Here is an 18,808-nt window from a genome sequence, read left to right on the forward strand (position 1 = left end):
GTGGGCCGTGTGTTGTTGTGGGACAAGCACTCCCCTCCCCCGCCGACCGCTACGGTTGAACGATGACACGAGTGCGACACATCGGACATCGCGACAAAGACCCACTACATCAGCTGACGAAGGAGCTCGGCACACTCGACGCCAACCTCTTCCAGGCGATCGCTCGTTCACCGAGCCCGTTGCTCGATGAGACAATGCCCAAACTCACCGCGGCAGCCGACTATTCGAAGCTGTGGATGGGCATCGGAGCCGGACTCATACTCAGTGGGCGCCCTCGCTGGCAGCGAGCCGCGGTCCGTGGCCTGGCATCGCTCGCAGTGTCCAGTCTCGTCACCAACCAGGGCGCGAAACGAATCCGGCAACGCAAGCGACCCTCACCGTCGGTCGTGCCATTGGTGCGGCGGGCGGCGCACCAGCCGACGTCGAATTCGCTGCCGTCGGGCCATTCAGCAAGCGCCGCAGCCTTTTCCGTCGGCGTGGCGCTCGAGTCGCCGCCACTGGGCCTGGTGATGTCTGCGCTCGCAGGCCTTGTCGGATTGTCCCGCGTCGCGACCGGAGCGCACTATCCGGGCGACGTGTTCATCGGGTTCGGGATCGGCGCCGCCGTCGCCACGCTGGGCGGCAAGATCGCTCCGCCGATCATCCCGCACAACATCGCGGTTCCCGCACCCACCACCGAGGCCGCACCGCTACCCGTCGACGGTTCGGGTCTCGTGGTCCTCGGAAACCCGGCGTCGGGAGACGGCAACAGCGAGAAGGTCCTTGCGGCCGTCCGGACAGAGCTTCCGGGCGCCGAGATCATCGAACTCGGGCCGGACGACGACTACGCGTCGGTCGCCGATGACGCGGCCCGACGGGCCACCGCGCTCGGGGTCTGTGGCGGAGACGGCACGGTGGCCACCGTCGCAGCGGCAGCGCACGCCGCGGACCTCCCGCTCGCCGTCTTCCCCGGTGGCACGTTCAACCACTTCGCACGCGACATCGGGTGCGACACCGTCGACGCGGCGCTCGCCAAGATACGGGCAGGCGTCACCACCTCGGTCGACGCGGCGACACTCAACGAGGAACGGCTCATCCTCAACACGGCGAGCATCGGTGCATACCCCCATTACGTACGCGCCAGGACCAAATGGGAGCACCGCGTGGGCAAGGGTGCTGCCAGTGCACTGGCGATGCTCCAGGTCGCACGACACTCCACACCGGTCGAGATCACCATCGACGGTAAGACCGTCAAGACATCGCTGTTCCTGGTGGGGACGTCGATGTACGGTTCGGCAGGGTTTGCACCGGCACGACGCGAGCGGCTCGACGACGGGCTGCTCGACGTCCGCTTCCTCGAGGCCGGCAAGCGGTTGGCGACGCTGCGAGTACTGGGAAGCCTCGTGACAGGGCTCCTACAGCGATCGAAGCTGTACCACGAGATGCAGGTACCCGAGTTCACCTTCACCACAGCCGAACCCACCACCATCGCCCACGACGGCGAGGTCGGCGAGTCGTATACATCCGCCCGTTTTCGCGCTGAATACCGGACGCTGAAGGTCTACGGCCACAGCATCGTCGGCGACGACTGAGCTCTGGTCGCAGCACCGGACCAAGCGCTCAACCGCAGGATCACCAGACGTCGCCGGCTCTCCAATCGCAGGAGAGCCGGGCGACGGCTGAATCGAGTCCTCCTATGTTGCGAACCAGGACAGCGCCTTCGTCGTCGGGGGTCGGCGCCCATCCGTCCGGGCTGAGCACACCGAGCGTGCCGACCCACGGAATCCAGCCCCGCGACTCGTACAAGCGCATGCCCGCGTCCGACGCGCCGAGTGCGCCCAGGTCGTAGGCGTTGTCGATGACGTCCTCGATGGCAGCCATCAGCGCACCTCCCAGCCCCTCACGTTGATGTGTTGGCGAGACGGCGACGGCCTCGACGTAGCCGCATCGTCGTGGTTGGTCGTCGACGAGGACCGACCGGGCGACGACGGCCGCGTGGCCGATGAGTTCGTCGGATTCGTCGACGATGAGTGCGTGCATTCCGCCGAGCGCGTGGTCGAGGTCGGTGTCGTCGAAGTCACCGTCGAACGCGGCGTCGAGCAGGCGCATCAACTGGGGCATTCGTCCCGGCTCGAGGTGCGCGGTATGACAAAGCCGCACCCGGTGGTCGGATGCGGCTGTCATGGGATGCGAAGGGTTGTCCAGCGTGAAAGGGCTGCTATGTCAGTGCTTCTCGGGTCCGACGATGTACTCGAAGACCATTCCGGCAGCACCACCGATGATGCACGCCGCCGCGAAGATCGCGAGCCAGAGGTTGCCGGTGGCGAATGCGACGGCAAACAGCGCTGCGCACCCGGCGATCACGATCGGCCACCACGAGCCCGGGCTGAAGAAGCCGAGTTCGCCGGCGCCGTCCTCGATCTCGGCGTCCTCGTAGTCCTCGGGACGGATCTCGACGCGTCGTGAGACGAACCGGAAGTAGGTACCGGCGATCAGCGTCAGTCCGGCGCTGAAGAACATGCCGGTGACACCGACCCATTCGACGCCGTTATTGGTGAGTGCGGTCAGCACGGTGTAGACGACACCGCAACCTGCGAAGAAGAGCGTGAGCAGTTCGAAGAGTCTCGCTTCGATTTTCACTGGAGTGCTCCGATCGTGCAGTTCGCAATCTTCGTGTTGCCGGCGTCACCGGACGCTCCGACGGACCCGTCAGTCGCCCGACGCGTATCGAACGGAACCGTCACAACCGACTCGGGCTGCTGGCAGATGTGCTGCAGCGCTTGCGCGTTCGTCTTGCCGGGGTTCTCCTGCCGGTACTTGATGTACGCGTCGAAGTCCTGTGGCGACACTGCACGAACCTCGAAGTTCATCATCGAGTGGTACGTGCCGCACATCTCGGCGCAGCGTCCGACAAAGGCGCCTTCACGGTCGATCGAGGAGATCTGGAAGCGGTTGTCGGTGTGGTTCTGCTTCGGGAACGGCATGACGTCGCGCTTGAAGAGGAACTCCGGAACCCAGAACGAGTGGATGACGTCGGCCGAGGCGAGGTCGAACTCGATCCGCTTGGTTGTCGGGAGCACCAGCACCGGGATGGTCGCAGACGATCCGACAGTCTCGATCTGGTTGAACTTCAGGTAGTCGCGCACGTCGTTGCTGCGGCCGCCGTCGGGACCGGGCAGCTCGATGGTCTCGCCGCCGTGGATCTCACGCGTGTTCTCGGTCTCGAGATCGAACGGGTTTCCGTCGCGGACGAAGCCGTTGTACTTGGTGCCGTCGTCGAACGTGACGTCGCGGTAGCCGAACTTCCAGTTCCACTGGAACGCGGTGACATCGACGACGACCTTCGAGTCGTCGGTCTTCTTCTCGACGTTGGTCTGCACGATGACCGTGAAGTAGAAGAGCACCGCGATGATCACGAACGGGATGGCCGTATATGCCAACTCGAGCGGCACGTTGTACGCAGTCTGACGAGGGAACTCGTCTTTGCCCTTGCCGGGCTTGTAGCGGTGGAAGGTGATCGTCCAGAAGATCAGCGCCCAGACGATGATGCCCATCACGAGTGCGGCGATGACCGACCAGCTCCACAGGTCGCCCATGTCCTTGGCCTCGGGGGTCACGCCATGCGGCCAGCCGAACCGCATCGCGGTTCTCCCGTCGCAACCCGACATCAACAGTGCGCCGACGCCAAGCGCCGCGACAGCTCCGACCCGCTTGAGGCCGACCCGGTTGGCCATCCGCGACGTCGACGCGACACGCCGTACGCGGGGCCGTTCACCGTGTGCCAATTTCACGCCTTCCTGCCAGCTCGGAACCGTCGATCCGACGTCCGAGTCGCATCCCACCTGACCTGCAATGACACGGTCGGCGACATCGGACCCGCAGGCAACTCTCACCGTGCAGCGGGCACCGAAGCGCAGCCTTCGCGCCATGTACTACGCAGCGTAGACCAACTCGCGGGAACTTTTTCGGTTGGGGTGACTTCGCGCGTCGAAATCGTTTCCCGGCCCAGGTAATACCCTCCCGACCGCGTGTTTCGACGACCCGCGAGCCCTATCCGAGGGGTCGCGCCCACCCCGCATACGGCATACTCGTGACCGCGGCGATGACGTCATCGCCGACCATCGTCCCCGCGTCGAAAGAGGCTTTACTGGTGTGTGGCTTGCTCGGTCTGCTGACCTCCGATGAGACGGCGACTGATGCCGTCGATCTCGTCGCCAACGCCTCGCACTGCATGCGCCACCGCGGCCCGGACGAGCCCGGCACGTGGAATGACGCCGACATCGTGCTCGGCTTCAATCGACTGTCGATCATCGACATCGATCATTCGCATCAGCCACTTCGGTGGGGACCGCCGGAGAACCCCGACAGGTACGCCCTCGTCTTCAACGGCGAGATCTACAACTACCTGGAGATCCGCGCGCAACTCGCCGCTGACGAGGGCGCGACGTTCCGCACCGAGGGCGACGGTGAGGCGATCGTCGCGGCCTTCCATCACTGGGGACCCGACGCGGTCCGACGTCTTCGTGGCATGTTCGCCTTCGCCATCTGGGACACCGAGACGCGCTCACTGTTCCTGGCCCGCGATCCGTTCGGCATCAAGCCGATGTTCATCGCGACCGGACCCGGCGGCACCGCGTTCGGCAGCGAGAAGAAGAGCCTCCTGGAGCTGATCGGACGCCTCGGCCTGCCCGACACTCTCGACGAGCGCGCTCTCGAGCACTACGTCGTGCTGCAGTACGTTCCGGAGCCCGAGTCGCTGCACTCGTCGATCCGCCGTCTCGAATCGGGTTCGTACGCGACGGTCCGTCCCGGCAGCGCGCCGTCGGTCACCCGCTACTTCAGCCCGCAGTTCTCGGTCCGTCCCTTCACCGACGCCACACGTCAGAAGCGCTACGACGAGATCGCCGACGTCCTCTCCGACTCCGTCGCCAAGCACATGCGCGCCGACGTCACCGTCGGGTCGTTCCTGTCCGGCGGTATCGATTCGACGGCCATCGCGGCGCTCGCGATCCAGCACAACCCCGACCTGATCACCTTCACCGCGGCGTTCGAGCGTGAAGGCTATTCGGAGGCCGACGTCGCGGCGGAGTCCGCGGCAGCCATCGGCGCCAGGCACATCGTGCGGACGGTCACCCCCGAGGAGTACATCGCCGCGATCCCGGAGATCATCTGGTACCTCGACGATCCGGTCGCCGACCCCGCGCTCGTCCCGCTGTACTTCGTCGCGCAGACCGCCCGCGAACACGTGAAGGTGGTGCTCTCGGGCGAGGGCGCCGACGAACTCTTCGGCGGCTACACCATCTACAAGGAGCCTCTCTCGTTGAAGGGGTTCGACCGCCTGCCCTCCACTCTTCGACGCCTCGCGGGCAAGGTCTCCGACCGCATCCCCGAGGGGACCCGCGGCAAGAGCTTGCTGCATCGCGGGTCGCTGACCCTCGAGGAGCGCTACTACGGCAACGCACGCAGCTTCGACGACGCCCGGCTGCGCGCGGTGCTGCGCGACTACCGACCCGAGTGGACTCACACCGACGTCACCGAACCGATCTACGCGCGCAGCGATGGCTGGGACCCTGTGGCACGGATGCAGCACATCGATCTCTACACGTGGCTGCGCGGCGACATCCTGGTCAAGGCCGACAAGATGACGATGGCCAATTCATTGGAACTGCGAGTGCCGTTCTTGGACAACGAGGTGTTCAAGGTCGCCGAGGCGCTGCCGTTCGACGAGAAGATCAGCCACGGCACCACCAAATACGCGCTACGCAAGGCACTCGAGCAGATCGTTCCGCCGCACGTGCTGCATCGCAAGAAGCTCGGTTTCCCCGTCCCCATCCGCCACTGGCTCGCCGGGCCGGAGATGTACGACTGGGCACGCGAGACGATCGAGAAGTCGCAGACCGAGTACCTGCTGAACAAGCAGCCGATCCTCGACATGCTCGACGAGCACCGCGCGGGCACCGTCGACAACAGCCGACGCCTCTGGACGCTCCTGATGTTCATGATCTGGCACGCGATCTTCGTCGAGAAGACCCTCGTACCCGACATCACCGACCACAGCTACCCCGTGCGGCTGTAGATCCCAACCGCTGGTTGAGCAGGCCGCGAGCGCAGCGAGCAGCCGTAGTCGAAACCACCCCACCCCCACTGTTGAGCCGGCGTTGGCTGAAGTGATCTCGACAAGCTCGATCAGCGGAGGTGGCTCGATCAGCGGAGGTGGCTCGAGCAGCCGCCCCCACCGCTGGTTGAGCAGGCCGCGAGCGCAGCGAGCAGCCGTCCGTCGAAACCACCCGCCGCGCGGCCGCGCTCAGATCGCTGCGGCGATCTCCTTCGCGGCGGCGGGGCCGTACGCGCCCTCGATGCGACTGAGCGCGGAGTCGCGGTCCCACGACCAATCCTGCGTCGACACGGTTTCGAGGACCAGCACGGCAACCATCGAGCCGACCTGTGCGGCGCGCTCGAATCCGAGGCCTGCGGACAGCGACGAAAGGAATCCCGCGCGGAAGCCGTCGCCGACGCCGGTCGGGTCGACCTTCTCCGTCTCCGGCACGACGTCGACGCGCGTGCGCGTGCCCTCGCGGTCGATGATCTCGACGCCGCCGGCACCGAGTGTGGTGACGCGCACGCCGATCAGCTCGGCGACCTGCGCCTCCGACAGCCCGGTCTTCTGACGCAGGAGACCCCACTCGTACTCGTTGGTGAACAGGTAGGCGGCACCATCGATCAGCTCCCGCGCCTGCTCGCCGTCGAGTCGCGCGAGCTGCTGCGACGGGTCGGCGGCGAACGGGATGCCGAGGCGTCGACATTCCTTGGTGTGCCGCAGCATCGCTGCGGGATCGTCGGCGCCGATCAGCACGATCTCCGGTGCACCGACGCGTTCGACGACCTCACCGAGATCGATCTCGCGCGCCTCACTCATCGCTCCCGCGTAGAACGTCGCGAGCTGCGCCATCGTCTGGTCAGTGGTGCACATGAAGCGAGCAGTGTGCTGTGTCTCGGAGATGCGCACGCCACGGCAGTCGACGCCGTGCGCCTCGAGCCACTGACGATAGTCGTGAAAGTCCGAGCCAACCGAACCGACGAGCACCGGCGACTGCCCCAGCTCGCCCATCGCGTACGTGATGTTGCCCGCGACGCCGCCACGTCGGACCACGAGATCTTCCACCAGGAAGCTGAGCGAGATGTGCTCGAGATGATCGGCGAGGATCTGCTCCGAAAACTTCCCCGGAAACTTCATCAGATGATCTGTCGCGATGGAACCACATACAACGATTGCCACGTACTCCCCCAGCCTCTCAGCGTTTTGTGATGACCGCTGCGCGTGTCAGCGCCTTTACCGGCCCGCCGCACGAGCCGACCATGAACCGCATCACACGCTACCGAAAGCCCCGGAAATGACTGACCGCACCCCGGCATGGCCGAGGTGCGGTCAGAAAATCTGGTGCGCCGACGTATCAGTTGAACGAGTCGCCGCAGGCGCAGCTACCCGTCGCGTTCGGGTTGTCGATCGTGAAACCCTGCTTCTCGATGGTGTCGACGAAGTCGATCGTCGCGCCCTGCACGTACGGCGAGCTCATCCGGTCGACAGCCAGCTTCACGCCACCGAAGTCTGCGGTGAGGTCGCCGTCGAGCGAGCGGTCGTCGAAGAAGAGCTGGTAGCGCAGGCCTGCGCAGCCACCGGGCTGCACGGCGATACGCAGCGCGAGGTCGTCGCGGCCCTCTTGGTCGAGCAGCGCCTTGGCCTTGGCGGCTGCAGCGTCGGTCAGGATGACGCCGGTGGTGGTGGCGGTTCCGGATTCGTTCTGAACGGTCATCGATGCTCCTCGTACTGTGATGGTGCCGTTGGTGCTCGGCCTCGGTCGTGCTGCCATGTGTCACACAGCTCTGATGTACGCCGCGCTGTGGCAGCGACTCGAACGCGTCGGCTGACGATGCAGGCCTTTTGTTCGTCTGTTGTCAACGGTACCCCCTATGTGCGTATTCCCGGAGTGTGCACATATCTGCGTGCCGTCAACCGCAGGTTTTCTCACCCGGTCGGGAGCCACGATGCCGCGGCGCGGGCAGCGAGAGCGGTGAGTTGGTTGCGCGCGTCGCTCATCGCGAGTTCGACCGATCCCGCCTGTTCGACGATCGAGTGGGCACCGGCGATCCCGGCCTCGGCGATCTCGTCCGGGGTCAACGCCACCTGACCCGCGAAGACGACGGTCGGCGCACCAACCTCGGTCGCCGCGGCGTTCAGCGCCGACACGACTTTTCCGCGCAGCGTCTGGGAATCGAACTTCCCCTCGCCGGTCAGCACGAGATCGGTGCGCGCGATCTCCGCGGCCTGATCGGTGGCCTCGCCGACGATCGTCGCACCGGACACCCGGCGTGCGCCCAGTGCGAGCAATGCCGCCCCGAGCCCACCGGCGGCTCCGGCTCCCGGCTCACCACTGACGTCACGACCAGCAATCGATGCCAGCACTCGCGACCACTGCGTGAGTCGCTCCTCGAGACGGCCGACGGTCTCGGCGTCGGCACCCTTTTGCGGACCGAACACGGATGCGGCACCCAGCGGTCCCAGCAGGGGATTCTCGACGTCGGACGCCGCGATCAGCGCGACGTCGGCGAAACGCTCCGCAGCCTTCGCCGACCCGCCCAGGGCGTCGATCAACCCGTGGCCGCCGTCGGTGGTGGCACTCCCGCCGAGACCTACGACCACCTCGCGTGCTCCGGCCTTCAACGCGGCGTCGACGAGCAGGCCGACCCCGTACGTGTCGGCCGACTGGGCGGTGCGCGGCGTCGGCCCACCACCGAGTTGGTGCAGACCGCACGCCTGCGCACACTCAATGTAGGCGACGAGCCTCTCGGAGTCCCTGTCGTCGAGCAGCCATCGCGCCGTGACCGCGGCACCGAGCGGACCGACGACGCGCTCGGTCACGGTGCGCCCGAAACGCGCGGCGAGGACGTCGACGAATCCCGGTCCCCCGTCGGACTGCGGCGCGAGCGTGATCTCGTCGTCCGGTCGGCCCGCCGACCATCCCTCGCCGATGGCGTTCGCGGCCTCGACCGCCGTCAGCGTGTCGCCGAACGAATCCGGCGCTATCAGGACCCGCATTCGCCCCACCTCTGTTCGCTCGACACCCTGGCGTCGACGCAGGTGCGCGCGGTTGTCTCCCACACGTGACTGCTCGGGCCCATGCCCGGGAAGTATAGGGAGGTCGGCGAACCGCGGCAGCGCTAGATCACCTACCCTCGAAGGCGTGAGACTGCCATGGAACAAGGACGACGACACCGCCGACGAGGGCACGGTGTCACTCGACAAAGCGACGACGACCGTCGACGAAGCCGAGACCACCTCCGAGACCAAAGGCAGCGCATACACAGCGGGCAAGGGGCGCCCGACACCGTCGCGTCGTGAGGCCGAAGGCCGTCGTCGTGGCCCGGTCGCACCTCCGCCGACCACCCGCGCCGAGGCACGCGCCCGGAAGAAGCAGCTCAAGAGCTCGATGTCGCGTGAGGATCGTCGCAAACTCAGCGATGAACGCCGCAACCAGCGCGCAGAGCAGCGCGAGAAGATGATGGCGGGCGACGAGCGCTATCTGATGCCCCGCGACAAGGGTCCTGTCCGGCGCTACGCCCGCGATCTCGTCGATTCGCGACGCAACTTCGCCGGCCTGTTCATGCCGTTCGCGGTGGTGCTGATCGTGGTGATGTTCCTTCCGTCGATCGCCGCGTACGCGAACTTCGTGTTGCTGGCGTTCGTGGTCCTGATGGCCATCGATGCCGTGATCCTGGGCAGGCTGGTCAACAAGCGCGTTCGCGAGCGCTTCCCCGACACCGACGACACCGGCTTCCGCCTCGGTTGGTACGCATTCACCCGCGCCATGCAGCTCCGCCGCATGCGCGCACCCAAGCCACAGGTCTCTGCGGGCGACGAGGTCTGATCCGACGATGACCACGAGGGGCACCCGCACACTGGTGCTCGGGGGCGTGCGGTCGGGCAAATCGGGGGTGGGCGAGGCACTGCTCGCCGAGCACACCGAGGTCCGCTACATCGCAACCGGGCCGACGCTGACCTCCGATGCGGAGTGGGTCGCGCGAGTCGAGGAACATCGACGACGCCGCGACGAGCGATACACGACCGTCGAGACGACCGATCTCACCACCGAACTGTCGACCACGCCCGACGTCGCCACACTGGTCGACGACCTCGGCAACTGGTTGGCCGCCGACATCGACGCCACCAACGGCTGGGAATCGCCGATCGACCGCTCCGATCGCACGAAGCAATTGTGCGCGGCGATCAGTGCCGTCACCGCGGACCTCGTCATCATCAGCCCCGAGGTCGGGCTGGCACCGGTCCCCTCGACCGCCGTCGGCCGCACGTTCCAGGACGAACTCGGTGCCCTGAATTCGGCCGTCGCAGCCGTCTGCGACCGCGTCCTGCTCGTCGTAGCCGGCCGCGTCGTCGAACTCCCCGCCGACTTCCCGGCCCCGGAGGCGCAGACGGCACAGCAGCAAAGGTCACCACAGAAACCGGCGGCACCCGACGTCGCACCGGCGGCGGCCGTTACTGCAGCCGCTACTGAACCGGCGGCTCCGCACACCGCACCGGCAGCGTCCGGCAGCATGTCGGAGCCTCACGAAGTCGTCGCGACCGATGCCGAGGTTTTCGACCACATCGACCGTCCGGACGAGTCCGTCGCGCAGGCCGCGCGCGACCGTCAGCTCACCTTGACCAAGCCCGCTGGTTCGCTCGGCAGGCTCGAAGACCTCAGCGCATGGATCGCCGCGTGTCAGGGCGAGTGTCCGCCCCGCTCGATCGAGCAGGCGAACGTGGTGGTGTTCGCGGGCGATCACGGCGTCGCGCAGGCCGGTGTCTCCGCGTACCCGCCCGAGGTGACCGCGCAGATGGTCGCGAACATCGCCTCGGGAGGCGCAGCGGTCAACGTCCTCGCCCGCCAGAGCGGCGCGACGTTGCACGTCGTCGACATGTCGGTCGACGCCGACACCCCACCCGAGGTCTCGCGCTACAAGGTTCGACGCGGCAGCGGCGACCTCCGCGTCACCGATGCGTTGACCATCGCCGAGGCTCGCGCGTCCATCGCCGCAGGACGTGCCATCGTCGACGACTTGGTTGACTCTGGTGCAGACCTTCTCATCGCGGGTGAGATGGGCATCGGAAACACCACTCCCGCAGCGATTCTCGTCGGTACCCTGACCCGCCACGAGCCGGTCGAAGTAGTCGGCCGCGGCACCGGCATCGACGACCTCGGCTGGATGCGGAAGACTGCGGCCATCCGCGACGGCATGCGGCGCGGACGACGCTACATCCACGATCCCCTCGCACTCGTGGCTGCTGTCGGCGGCGCCGACATCGCCGCGATGGCCGGGTTCCTGGCACAGGCCGCCGTGCGTCGCACACCGGTGATACTCGACGGTGTGGTGGTCACGGCGGCGGCGCTCGTCGCGGCCGAACTGGCGCCCGGCGCCGTGAGCTGGTGGGTTGCCGGTCACCGGTCGGTCGAACCCGCGCACACCTTCGCGCTCGAACACCTCGACCTCGAGCCCATCCTCGAGCTGCGGATGCGCCTAGGCGAAGGCAGCGGTGCGCTGATGGCGCTACCCGTCGTCTCCTCGTCCGTGGAGATTCTGCGAGGCATGTCGACGTTCGACGAGGCAGGGATCAGCGATGCCGACTCGTCGGCGGCCCTGACCACCAGCGACGCGGGGGTCTGACCCGGGCGTGGGCGGCAGGATGTCGCCGGTCGACGCTCTCGCGGGCGCGTTCTCATGGCTGACCGTCGTGCCTATCCCGTTGCGCAACAACACTTTTGATCGACGATTCGGCGCCGCGGCGATCGCCGCGGTTCCGGTTGTCGGCCTCGCCCTCGGCACTCTTGTCGCGGTCCTTGCGTGGGCGTTGAGTCTGACCGACCTCCCCACCACCCTGATCGGCATCCTGCTCGTCGTCGTCCTCGGTGTGGGGACACGGGGCATGCATCTCGACGGCTTGGCCGACACCGCGGACGGCCTCGGATGCTACGGTCCACCCGAACGGGTCGCCGAGGTCATGCGCAGCGGATCAGCGGGACCGTTCGGGGTGGCGACCATTGCGGCGGTGATGATCGTCGACACAGCGGGATTCGCTGCGCTGACCGGTGATTCGCGATGGCCGGCCATTGCCGCGGCGGTTTTCGTCGGGCGCGTGGCCGCCGTGATCGCCTGTCGACGGTCACTACCGCCGGCACGCTCCACCGGGTTCGGCGCACTCGTCGCGGGTACCCAACGGGCATCAATCGTCGTGTGGTCGGTGTTGGCGATCGTCGCGATGGTGGTCGCGGGCGGTTGGCAATCGTTGTCGCCCAACGTGTTCGACGTCGGATCGGCGTTGGGTGCGGCCGTCACAGCCGTGATCGTGCTCGGCTTCGCGTGGTTGTTCACCCGACACTGCGCGCGCCGTATGGGTGGGATCAACGGCGACGTGCTCGGCGCGGTGATCGAGCTGTCGACGGCCATAGCCCTTGTGGGACTACTGATCTGAGTGCCGCTAGCTGACTACAGACTCCGACGATTCTGACCCGGATACGCCGCGGGCCCCCGAGGCCGGAGCGTCGGGGACCCGTCGGACGTCTGGATCAGGGGATTCGGATCAGGCCGGATACAGCGTCGTCATCCACCCGTGGGTGTCGGCGAATGTACCGCGCTGAATGCCGGTGAGTGTGTCGCGAAGCGCCTGGGTGACCTCACCCGTGGTGCCGTTGCCGATCGTGTAGTCGTCGGTCTCGCTCTTCACGTGGCCGACCGGTGTGATGACCGCGGCTGTGCCGCAAGCGAAGACCTCGGTGATGTCGCCCGACGTGACACCCTTGCGGAGTTCCTCGGTGGAGATGCGTCGTTCCTCGACGGAGAACCCGGCGTCGATCGCAAGGGTGAGCAGCGATTCACGCGTGATACCCGGCAGCAACGAACCCGACAGTTCCGGAGTCACCAGCCGCGCGTCGGCTCCCGAGCCGAACACGAAGAACAGGTTCATGCCGCCCATCTCCTCGATGAAGCGACGCTCCACGGCGTCGAGCCAGACCACCTGGTCGCAGCCCTGTGCGGTGGCCTGCGCCTGCGCGAGGAAGGCCGCGGCGTAGTTGCCGCCGCACTTCGCAGCGCCGGTACCACCGGGTGCCGCGCGCACATATTCGGTCGACAGCCACACGCTGACCGGCTTGATCCCGCCGGAGAAGTAGGCGCCTGCGGGCGAGCCGATCACCGAATAGACGTACTGCGACGACGGCGCGTTGACTCCCAGCCCCGCCTGCGAGGCGAACATGAACGGGCGCAGGTACAGCGATTCCTCACCGCCGGCGGGCGGAACCCATGCGTTGTCGGCAGCCAGCAGTGCCCGCAGCGATTCGATGAAGTCGTCGACGGGCAGAGGCGGCATCGCGAGGCGTTCAGCGGAACGCTGCAGCCGCAGTGCGTTGGCCTCCGGACGGAACGCGGCGATCGAGCCGTCGGGCTGCCGATACGCCTTCAGACCCTCGAAGACTTCCTGTCCGTAATGCAGAACCATCGCCGACGGATCGAGCGCGATCGGTCCGTATGGCGTGACCTTCGCACTGTGCCAACCGCGATCTATGTCGTAGTCCACCAGCACCATGTTGTCGGTGAAGTACTTGCCGAATCCTGGAGCGGAGAGGATCTCCGCCCGACGGGATTCCGACACCGGATGGGGATGCTCGGTACGGGTGAACTGCAAGGTCATTGGCCTATGGTAACGCCGCGAAGAAAACCTACCCTCACCGACCACCCACGCTGATCAAGACGGCCCCACCCGCCGATCGAGACCCTGCCTTCGCTGATCGAGACGCCGCCTTCGCTGATCGAGACGCCCCACCGCTGATCGAGCTTGTCGAGATCACACATGCGACTCGACGAACGGCGGGATCACCACCTCGCAGGTCAGCTCACGCCCGCGGACGTCGATCACGACCTCCGCACCCTTCTTGATGCCCGACGCCGTGTCGATCAGTGCGAGCGCGATGCCCTGCTTGAGGGTCGGAGAGAACGTCCCGGACGTCGTCTCGCCGACGGTCTCGCCACCCGGACCGGCAAGCACCGTCAGTCCCGCGCGCGGAACGCCGCGGCCCGTGGCCTTGAGTCCGTAGAGGCGTCGGGCAGGTCCGGCCTCCTTCTCCGCCACGAGGGCGTCGCGACCGAAGAACGTCGGCTTGTCCCACCCGACCGCCCATCCACTGCGTGCCTGGTTGGGCGTGATCTGCTCGGTGAGTTCGTGACCATGCAGCGCGTAGCCCATCTCGGTGCGCAGGGTGTCGCGAGCACCGAGTCCGGCGGGCTGGCCCCCGGCGTTGGTCACCTCGGTCAGCAGCGCGTCGAAGACCGGCCCGGCATCGCTCCATCGCGGGAGGATCTCGTACCCCCGCTCGCCGGTGTATCCGGTACGGCATACTCGCACCGGATACGACGCGTCGTCGGTCTCGAGGTCGGCATCCGCGTACGCCATGTACTCCATGTCGGTCGGAAGGCCAACGGCGGCAAGCACATCCGGACTCTTCGGTCCCTGGACGGCGAAGACGGCATAGTCACGATGCGCGTCGGTGATCTCGATACCGTCGGGCGCGACCGCCTGCAACGCGGCGACGACCTTCGCGGTGTTCGCGGCGTTGGGAACCAGGAACACTTCGTCGTCGGAGACGAGGTAGGCGATGAGGTCGTCGACCACTCCCCCGGACTCGTTGCAGCACAGGGTGTACTGCGCCTTGCCGGCGTGGATCTTCCCCAGGTCGTTCGTGAGCGTCGAGTTGACGAAATCTGCTGCGCCAGAACCCTTCACGAGCGCCTTGCCGAGATGACTGACATCGAAGATCCCGACGGCCTCGCGGACGGCGTTGTGTTCTGCGACGGTGCCTGCATACGAGACGGGCATGTGCCATCCACCGAATTCGGCGAAGGTGGCACCGAGTGCGTAGTGGCGGTCGGCGATGGGTCCGGCGAGCAATTCGGTCATGCGGGCAGATTACCGATCGACGTCGAGCCCGCGCACCTCGCACGACACAGCGGCCGACTCAGGGGACGCCGTAGCCCTGCACGCCCTCGACCGTCCGCAGATCGAAGTGGTCGACCGTGATCCCCTGCGCTTCGGCGCCGCCCACTGTCGTCACGACGTTGCCGTCGCGGACGGCCAGGCGCGCCTCTTCGAACTCACGCTCACCGGGTCACCGTAGGCAACGTTGCCGGTGTCGGACCCGCTCGGCGGAGATCGTGTCGGTCCGCGGAATGACGTGGCAGAGTTGAGCGGGTGAGTAAGAACGAGAGCGTCGACCGGACACGCGGTCCCAAGATCCAACTGGCAACCTCCCTCGACAAGAACGACGAGGTACTCGTCATCGGGCTCGTGTCACCCGAGAGTTCTGAACCCGAGGACTCCACGAAAACGGACTCCGACGCGGCGCCCACCCTGTTCATCGGCGACGGACTCCTCGACGACGCGCAGGCGTCGGCCATCAGCGACGCGCTCGTCGCGGTCGGTGCCAGCGGCGCACACGGGGATGTCTCGACCGTTCCCGCCCCCGAGTCGCTCGGCGTCGACGCCGTGGTGGCCGTCGGCCTCGGCTCGTCCGACGACGTCGAGAATCCCGAGAAGCTTCGCCAAGCCGCGGGCATCGTGGCTCGAGCACTGAACGGTCACGAGCAGGTCGCCACCACTCTCGCGGCGGGAGGCATCGAGCCCGTAGCCGAGGGCTTCTTCCTCGGCGCCTATCGGTTCGACGAATTCCGTTCTGCCAAAACGCTTCCCACGAAGACTCCGCCGACCTCGGTGCGCCTGCTCGTGGAGAACACCGGCAAAGCTGCGACCGCGCAGCTCGAGCACGCCGTCTCCGTCGCCGATGCCACCGCGATCGCCCGCGACTTCGTGAACACCCCGCCGAGCCACCTCTATCCGGAGGAGTTCGCCGAGCGCGCCCGCTACCTCGGTAGCAAAGTCGGCCTGAAGGTCGAGATCCTCGACGACACCGAGCTGGAGAAGGGCGGGTACGGCGGGATCATCGGCGTCGGCAAGGGCAGTTCACGCCTGCCGCGACTGGTCCGGCTGACGCACACGGGAAAGAAGGACGCCAAGAAGGTGGCGCTCGTCGGCAAGGGCATCACCTTCGACACCGGCGGCATCTCGATCAAACCCGCAGCCAACATGGACCACATGACCTCCGACATGGGTGGTGCCGCCGCCGTCATCGCGGCCACCATCCTCGCCGCTCGTCTCGACGTCGACGTCTCGGTCACCGCCACCGTGCCGATGGCCGAGAACATGCCGTCGGGCACCGCCCAGCGCCCCGGCGACGTACTCACGCAATATGGCGGAACCACGGTCGAGGTCTTGAACACCGACGCCGAGGGTCGCCTTGTTCTTGCCGACGCGATCGTGCGCGCATGCGAGGACGACCCCGACTACCTCATCGACACCGCGACGCTCACCGGCGCCCAGATGGTCGCGCTCGGGGCGCGCACGCCGGGTGTCATGGGCACCGAGGAGTTCCGCGACCGCGTCGCCGAGCTCTCGCAAGAGGTGGGCGAGAACGCGTGGCCGATGCCGCTTGCCGCCGAGTTGCGCGCAGATCTGAAGTCGCGAGTCGCCGATCTCGCCAACGTCACCAATCACCGCAACGGCGGCATGCTCGCCGCGGGCCTGTTCCTCAAGGAGTTCGTCGCCGACGGCGTGCAGTGGGCCCACATCGACGTCGCCGGACCGGCTTTCAACTCCGGAGCGCCGTGGGGTTACACCCCCAAGGGCGGAACCGGCGTTCCGGTCCGCACCATCGCGCGCGTGATCGAAGACATCGCCGAGAACGGCTGAGCGCACCCCTATCCGCCACCATCCCCGACTCGCCAACGCAGTTGCGTCGACACGCCACATGGCGCGGGCCGGTGGCGGGTAGGGTTTAGCGCGTGGGCATCGGCCACCCGCCGACGCCCGTGTCTCGGAGGCGCACACACCACCGCGACAGACCACACATAACCCAGACACATACGTCGAGTCGAGGAGTCAACAACGATGGCCTTCTCCGTCCAGATGCCAGCCCTTGGTGAAAGCGTCACAGAGGGGACAGTCACCCGGTGGCTGAAGGAGGAGGGAGACACCGTCGAGGCCGACGAGCCATTGCTCGAAGTCTCCACCGACAAGGTCGACACCGAAATCCCCGCTCCGACATCCGGTGTGCTGACGAAGATCGTCGCCCATGAGGACGACGTCGTCGAGATCGGCGGCGAGCTCGCGGTCATCGGCGAGGAGGGTGAAGCAGCCCCGTCCGACGATTCGGATTCGGATTCGGCAGGCGGCACCGAGCCGGAGCAGGCCGCCGAACCCGAGCCGGAGCCCGAGGCACCGTCCACCGACGCCGACGCCCCCGCCGAGAAGCCCGCAGCGCAGGCTGCGCCCAGCGGATCGGCATCCGGAACCGACGTCCTGATGCCGGAACTCGGAGAGTCCGTCACCGAGGGCACCGTCACCAACTGGCTCAAGCAGGTCGGCGACGAGGTCGCCGAGGACGAGCCACTCCTCGAGGTCTCGACCGACAAGGTCGACACCGAGATCCCGTCGCCCGTCGCAGGCACACTGATCGAAATCGTCGCCAACGAAGACGATGTCGTCGAGATCGGCGGCAAGCTCGCGGTGATCGGCGACAAGTCTGCGGCCGGCGCGGCGCCAGAACCCGAGCCGGAGCCAGAGCCCGAGCCGGCAAAGGCAGAACCCGAGCCAGAGCCGGAACCCGAGCCAGAGCCAGAGCCCGCCAAGGCTGCTCCGGAACCCGAACCCGCGAAGGCCAGCACTGCGCCAGCGGCCAAGGAATCCTCTGATCCGCCGACCGTCGAATCCACGCCGTACGTGACCCCGCTGGTCCGTAAGTTGGCCTCCGACAACGACATCGACCTCAACTCCATCAAGGGAACCGGTGTCGGTGGCCGTATCCGCAAGCAGGACGTGCTCGCGGCGGCAGAGGCCAAGAAGGCACCCGCGCCCGCTGCTGCACCGGCGGCATCGTCGGCTCCGGCCGCTGCCGCATCGGCGCCGGCCGCACACGGACCCGAGGTCCGCCCCGAACTCGCCAAGCTGCGTGGAACCACGCAGAAGATCAACCGCATCCGGCAGATCACGGCGAAGAAGACGCGCGAGTCCCTGCAGGAGAGCGCACAGCTGACCCAGGTCTTCGAGATCGACATGTCGAAGGTCGCGACGCTGCGCAAGGCCGCCAAGGAGTCGTTCAAGGCCGCCGAGGGTGTGAACCTCACCTACCTGCCGTTCATCGCGAAGGCCGTCGTCGAGGCGCTCAAGGCGCACCCGAACGTCAACGCGTCGATCAACGAGGAGAAGAAGGAGATCACCTACTACGACAAGGTGCATCTCGGAATCGCCGTCGACACCGAGAACGGACTGCTGTCCCCGGTGATCCACAACGCCGACGACCTCTCGCTCGCCGGTCTGGCACGTGCCATCGCCGACATCGCGGCACGGGCTCGCTCGAACGGCCTCAAGCCCGACGAGCTCGCGGGTGGCACCTTCACCATCACCAACATCGGCAGCCAGGGCGCGCTCTTCGACACACCGATCCTCGTTCCGCCGCAGGCAGCGATGCTCGGCACGGGCGCGATCGTCAAGCGTCCGGTCGTGATCACCGGCGACGACGGTTCGGAGTCGATCGCGGTGCGCTCGATGTCGTTCTTCCCGCTGACCTACGATCACCGCCTCATCGACGGCGCCGACGCGGGCCGCTTCCTGACGACCATCAAGAAGCGCCTCGAAGAGGGCGAGTTCGCAGCGGAACTGGGGCTGTAAGGCTCG

15 protein-coding genes are annotated in these 18,808 nt (G+C 66.8%); 7 read left to right on the plus strand and 8 right to left on the minus strand.

Going from position 1 to position 18,808, the window contains the following annotated elements; translation table 11 throughout:
• Positions 1-62 precede the first annotated feature (62 nt).
• On the plus strand, positions 63-1,571 hold the full coding sequence (locus ABW18_RS06970) for a bifunctional phosphatase PAP2/diacylglycerol kinase family protein (protein WP_049698262.1): 1,509 nt from the start codon (positions 63-65) through the stop codon (positions 1,569-1,571).
• Between the two features lie 40 nt (positions 1,572-1,611).
• Here the strand turns inward: ABW18_RS06970 and ABW18_RS06975 are convergent, their stop codons facing one another.
• Genes ABW18_RS06975 through ctaC form a run of 3 tightly spaced genes read right to left on the minus strand, consistent with a single transcriptional unit; the run spans position 1,612 to position 3,713 of the window.
• The gene (locus tag ABW18_RS06975) at positions 1,612-2,163 is read right to left on the minus strand and encodes a GNAT family N-acetyltransferase (RefSeq protein WP_049698263.1); all 552 of its coding nucleotides are present in this window, start codon (positions 2,161-2,163) and stop codon (positions 1,612-1,614) included.
• A gap of 39 nt (positions 2,164-2,202) precedes the next feature.
• Positions 2,203-2,619, minus strand: a complete 417-nt coding sequence (locus tag ABW18_RS06980; protein ID WP_049698264.1) for a cytochrome c oxidase subunit 4 — start codon at positions 2,617-2,619, stop codon at positions 2,203-2,205.
• Positions 2,616-3,713 (minus strand): aa3-type cytochrome oxidase subunit II, encoded by a 1,098-nt coding sequence (gene ctaC / locus ABW18_RS06985; protein ID WP_049698589.1) that lies wholly within the window; start codon positions 3,711-3,713, stop codon positions 2,616-2,618. The genes ABW18_RS06980 and ctaC overlap by 4 nt, the downstream gene beginning before the upstream one ends.
• 416 nt (positions 3,714-4,129) lie before the next feature.
• On the opposite strand from ctaC, the gene asnB reads away from it, so the two are divergent.
• Positions 4,130-6,055: an asparagine synthase (glutamine-hydrolyzing) gene (asnB, locus tag ABW18_RS06990; RefSeq protein WP_049698590.1), complete on the plus strand. Its 1,926-nt coding sequence runs from the start codon at positions 4,130-4,132 to the stop codon at positions 6,053-6,055.
• Between the two features lie 228 nt (positions 6,056-6,283).
• Here the strand turns inward: asnB and ABW18_RS06995 are convergent, their stop codons facing one another.
• The 3 genes from ABW18_RS06995 to ABW18_RS07005 all read right to left on the minus strand — a co-directional run bounded on the left by ABW18_RS06995 (position 6,284) and on the right by ABW18_RS07005 (position 9,073).
• A complete protein-coding gene (locus ABW18_RS06995) occupies positions 6,284-7,255 on the minus strand; it encodes a carbohydrate kinase family protein (RefSeq protein WP_200903225.1) in 972 nt (323 codons plus the stop codon).
• A 175-nt stretch (positions 7,256-7,430) separates the two neighbouring features.
• Positions 7,431-7,790 carry a HesB/IscA family protein gene (locus tag ABW18_RS07000; protein WP_005209017.1) on the minus strand — a complete coding sequence of 120 codons (360 nt, stop codon included), beginning with the start codon at positions 7,788-7,790 and terminating at the stop codon, positions 7,431-7,433.
• Positions 7,791-8,002: 212 nt separating this feature from the next.
• Positions 8,003-9,073, minus strand: a complete 1,071-nt coding sequence (locus tag ABW18_RS07005) for a glycerate kinase family protein (RefSeq protein WP_049698266.1) — start codon at positions 9,071-9,073, stop codon at positions 8,003-8,005.
• 145 nt (positions 9,074-9,218) lie between these two features.
• Here ABW18_RS07005 and ABW18_RS07010 point away from each other — a divergent pair, with 145 nt between their 5' ends.
• The 3 genes from ABW18_RS07010 to ABW18_RS07020 are packed head-to-tail and all read left to right on the plus strand — an operon-like array spanning position 9,219 to position 12,502.
• Positions 9,219-9,902, plus strand: coding sequence for a DUF3043 domain-containing protein (locus tag ABW18_RS07010; RefSeq protein ID WP_049698267.1), 684 nt, complete (start codon positions 9,219-9,221; stop codon positions 9,900-9,902).
• Positions 9,903-9,909: 7 nt separating this feature from the next.
• Positions 9,910-11,697, plus strand: a complete 1,788-nt coding sequence (cobT, locus tag ABW18_RS07015; RefSeq protein ID WP_049698268.1) for a nicotinate-nucleotide--dimethylbenzimidazole phosphoribosyltransferase — start codon at positions 9,910-9,912, stop codon at positions 11,695-11,697.
• Between the two features lie 19 nt (positions 11,698-11,716).
• Positions 11,717-12,502, plus strand: coding sequence for an adenosylcobinamide-GDP ribazoletransferase (locus ABW18_RS07020; RefSeq protein WP_049698269.1), 786 nt, complete (start codon positions 11,717-11,719; stop codon positions 12,500-12,502).
• 108 nt (positions 12,503-12,610) lie between these two features.
• On the opposite strand, the gene ABW18_RS07025 is transcribed toward ABW18_RS07020, so the two are convergent.
• Together ABW18_RS07025 and gcvT are read right to left on the minus strand one after the other, a co-directional pair.
• On the minus strand, positions 12,611-13,717 hold the full coding sequence (locus tag ABW18_RS07025; RefSeq protein ID WP_049698270.1) for a branched-chain amino acid aminotransferase: 1,107 nt from the start codon (positions 13,715-13,717) through the stop codon (positions 12,611-12,613).
• A gap of 153 nt (positions 13,718-13,870) precedes the next feature.
• Entirely contained in the window at positions 13,871-14,980 is a 1,110-nt protein-coding gene (gene gcvT, locus ABW18_RS07030; protein ID WP_049698271.1) for a glycine cleavage system aminomethyltransferase GcvT, read from the minus strand.
• Between the two features lie 291 nt (positions 14,981-15,271).
• On the opposite strand from gcvT, the gene ABW18_RS07040 reads away from it, so the two are divergent.
• Positions 15,272-16,825: a leucyl aminopeptidase gene (locus tag ABW18_RS07040; protein ID WP_049698273.1), complete on the plus strand. Its 1,554-nt coding sequence runs from the start codon at positions 15,272-15,274 to the stop codon at positions 16,823-16,825.
• Between the two features lie 198 nt (positions 16,826-17,023).
• Positions 17,024-18,802 (plus strand): 2-oxoglutarate dehydrogenase, E2 component, dihydrolipoamide succinyltransferase, encoded by a 1,779-nt coding sequence (sucB, locus tag ABW18_RS07045; protein WP_049698274.1) that lies wholly within the window; start codon positions 17,024-17,026, stop codon positions 18,800-18,802.
• Positions 18,803-18,808: the final 6 nt, after the last annotated feature.

The sequence above is a fragment of the Gordonia jacobaea genome, assembly GCF_001186365.1.
GTDB lineage: Bacteria > Actinomycetota > Actinomycetes > Mycobacteriales > Mycobacteriaceae > Gordonia > Gordonia jacobaea.